The sequence below is a fragment of the Cedecea sp. NFIX57 genome (assembly GCF_900177785.1).
Taxonomy (GTDB): domain Bacteria; phylum Pseudomonadota; class Gammaproteobacteria; order Enterobacterales; family Enterobacteriaceae; genus Cedecea; species Cedecea neteri_C.
The window spans coordinates 1-3,148 of the sequence record NZ_FXAS01000087.1 but is presented as its reverse complement, the minus strand read 5'-3'; the positions used below and the strand labels follow the sequence as shown (position 1 = coordinate 3,148).

The 3,148-nt window shown below is 49.9% G+C and carries 2 protein-coding genes and 1 pseudogene; 1 reads left to right on the top strand and 2 read right to left on the bottom strand.

The annotated features are described in order from the left end of the window. The first annotated feature begins 57 nt into the window (after nucleotides 1-57). Nucleotides 58-645, top strand: a complete 588-nt coding sequence (locus tag B9Y90_RS25715; protein ID WP_085543109.1) for a MipA/OmpV family protein — start codon at nucleotides 58-60, stop codon at nucleotides 643-645. A gap of 185 nt (nucleotides 646-830) precedes the next feature. Here B9Y90_RS25715 and B9Y90_RS25710 read toward each other — a convergent pair. Together B9Y90_RS25710 and B9Y90_RS25705 are read right to left on the bottom strand one after the other, a co-directional pair. Beyond that, nucleotides 831-1,747 (bottom strand): annotated as a pseudogene (locus B9Y90_RS25710) (IS3 family transposase); the annotation flags it as partial. Between the two features lie 164 nt (nucleotides 1,748-1,911). Further along, nucleotides 1,912-2,991: a hypothetical protein gene (locus tag B9Y90_RS25705; protein WP_085543108.1), complete on the bottom strand. Its 1,080-nt coding sequence runs from the start codon at nucleotides 2,989-2,991 to the stop codon at nucleotides 1,912-1,914. Nucleotides 2,992-3,148 lie beyond the last annotated feature (157 nt).

Below are 3,148 nucleotides of genomic sequence, written 5' to 3'. Positions count from 1 at the left end.
GCGTATGGCAATGAGCCGCTTTATTATCGAGTTTGGTGACCGCCTGGATGGTCACTTCTGAGAAAAGGCATTTACACAGAATCGTGTACAGGGTCTGGATATAATTTTATCAATACCGATACTCAACTTTTCCGTGCAAAACTCTATTACTACACTAATCAATATAGTTCTTCCGATGGTCGCAATTCGGCTATGCGCAGCCTCAATAGTCGCTACAGCACGATGATGGGCGGCTTTACCTGGCTGTATATCTCCCCTGTTGGAGCTTTCAGCACAACAGTGGGCGCTGACACGCTGAATAACAGTAAGGGAGTAACATTGAATGTATCCTATATTCTACTGCAGCAGTGGGGGAATTTTACCCTGGTCCCTGAGGTGGGCGTTGACTGGTCGAATACGCAAAATACACGTTATTATTATGGGATAACAGATAAAGAGTCTGAACGTAGCGGCCTTTCCATCTGGTGCCCAAACGACAGTTATGTGCCTTACTTACAACTGGCGATGAATTATGCCTGGTCAAACCAATGGAATACTTGGGGAGAAATCACGGGACGATTTTATCCTTCAACCATAAGCAATAGCCCGATGGTCAATAAACACGACGTTACCGAGCTCACTGTAGGTATTAGCTATACCTTCTGAGACAAACAACACGTGTTGAGAGTGGGGTAGTAAATATCCCCCTTCTCTCTTGGCCTCAATCGGATCCGTTCACATGCTTCTTCATAAGTTTCTGTTGCACTGCCCACAACGACCCTTCAGCATCAGGATATAAACTGGATTATGTTGTATCTCAGCAGGAAGTTGCACCTGTAAGTATCCCAGCTTTAGTTCCACGTACTTTTTGAGAGTTCCGTTTTTTTGATCCCATCCCAATATCGATGCCAGGTTAAATCAGAGATTCCGACCTTTTGATCCCAGCCGGTATTCCTCCGGCGTCAGGTTTTTCAGGGATTCATGGGGACGCTCGCTGTTGTATTCATTCAGCCAGCATTCCGTGATTTCCCGGGCTTCATCCTGGGGGCTGACAGAGAAAAATCCTAGATTACTGTCCGGTAAGTTCGGTTAAAACGTTCGATAAACGCGTTCTGTGTCGATTTGCCCGGCTTGATAAATTCGAGCTGCGCGCCATGTTTTTCAGCCCATTGTGACGAGTGCCAGTGAGACCAGTTCTGGCCCGTTATCCATTCGCATCTTCAGCGGGTAGCCGCGGCTTGCCACTATTCTGTCCAGGACCCGGACGGCACGTTGAGTCGGGATATTCAGGTCGATTTCTATCGCCGGCGCTTCACGATTAAAATCATCCACTATATTGAAGGTACGAAAGCGCCTGCCGCAGCCCAGCGGGCGTGCATAAAATCGATAGACCTGCTCTGGTTTTGCGCTTCCGGCGTGGCCAGTGGTGTCAGGTTACACACAGGCAAACGCAGCTTTCCTTTCCGACAAAAATACAGCTTTAACCGGCAGTAAACACGCTTATGGTTCCAGATGCTGCCCTGCCTGCGAAGCAGCTGAAACAGCTTCTTTAAACCATATTGCGTATAACGTGCTGCCAGCTCAGTCGGTGCCAGAATCACTGGTTCATCCCGGCGAGTGTAAGGCTGGTAAAGATACACGTTCCTGCTCAGTGATAACAATCTGCATGCCTGACGTAAGCTCATGGCAAACTGCACGGTCAGACAGCTGACCAGCTCACGCTTTATCGCTGGTTTTAAAGTTTTTCAATAACATCTTTCAGGATGCGCCGGGTCATGTTTAACGGAAATGCAGGGGTGAATCTCTCAGAAACGGCCATGACACCGTGGCGGGAAGGGGCGCCGGCATGTCGGCGCCCGGACGGAGCAGGTGTCAGCCTTTGCCGGTGACGGCCGGTCGGCCGTCGGTGCTACAGGTCACCCGGAGGAGCTGTTAATGTCCCACATTGTCACGGATGTTCACTATGCCCGTCAGGTCGTTACTGGTTTGAACAGAAAAATCATTATCCTTAACCGTCACTGATGCCTGCATAACAGAAATATCCTGGGTGTTATAATTCAGTCCGTGGCTGAAGGAGAGGAGCGTTATCGGGATCTTCACTTCCACAAATGTATGGTTCTGAGCGGTTTCCCGGGGAGTGATGGTTAACGCTTTTCCCTGCACAGGGACGACCCAGGCATTAAAGCGGGTTTCAGGATTGATGGTCTGTTCAGATGAGGCCACGGCGCCCTGGCTGGGGGCCAGTTTACCGTCTTCTGCCCCTCCGGCGCTGGTGACAGTCAGCCTGATAGGGGAATTATCCTTCAACATGAAATGACGGAGCTGCCAGGTGGTATATTTCCCTGACACCTTATTTTCATCAACACTTTTTTCACCACGAGCCTCGAGCACAAGATTACCATGGAAGGAAATGTCGGTCTCACCGCCCTTTGTTGCCCCCCCCCACGCCGAGGCGTTGGTATAATCAATCGGCTCCATAACGGTCAGAGCGACGGTCGCCTTTTCTTGGCTGGAGGCATCGCTGCCGTCACCGATGGGGGTGGCACTGTGCTCCGGCGACAGAAATGCCCCCAGCTTAAACTCCTTCGCGGAGTGCATTACAGACAGACTACTCACATAAAATACCTTTTCCGCCGTACCATCAGCAGAAACCGGCGTCTCCCCACCCCCGTTGTCATAAAACCCCAGGGTGTAATCATTTTTACTCAGACTGCAGAACAGCTCATTGCTGGTTCCGTCGTGTATACCGACGCTACCGGAAAGCGCTTTCTTTGAGGATGTGTCGTAAAGATAAACCTTGTCTTTCCATTCATCGGTGACATTATTATTTTCATCGGTCCGGATAATTTTAAAGCGGACCCGGACGGGGAGATTATTTTTCTCGTTACCGAAGATTTTTGCCGAGCGGTGTGAGACCGCGTCGGGAAAGTCGACCTCCATTGAGTTAACAGATATACCGGCAGGGAGTTTGCCGACGACGAGTGAGTCGTCGGTAGTGGATAAGCTATTCATATTCATTCCTTAGATTAATTATAAGGTTAAATGCGTCCGACGGCATATTCGCCCCATTATCAGGGGGGTGCCCCTATTAAGTTGTCAAGCATGCTTATGATGCCGCAGGGGTATAAAAAGTACCGTCACGCATCATGGCGAACAGAACGTCACAGCG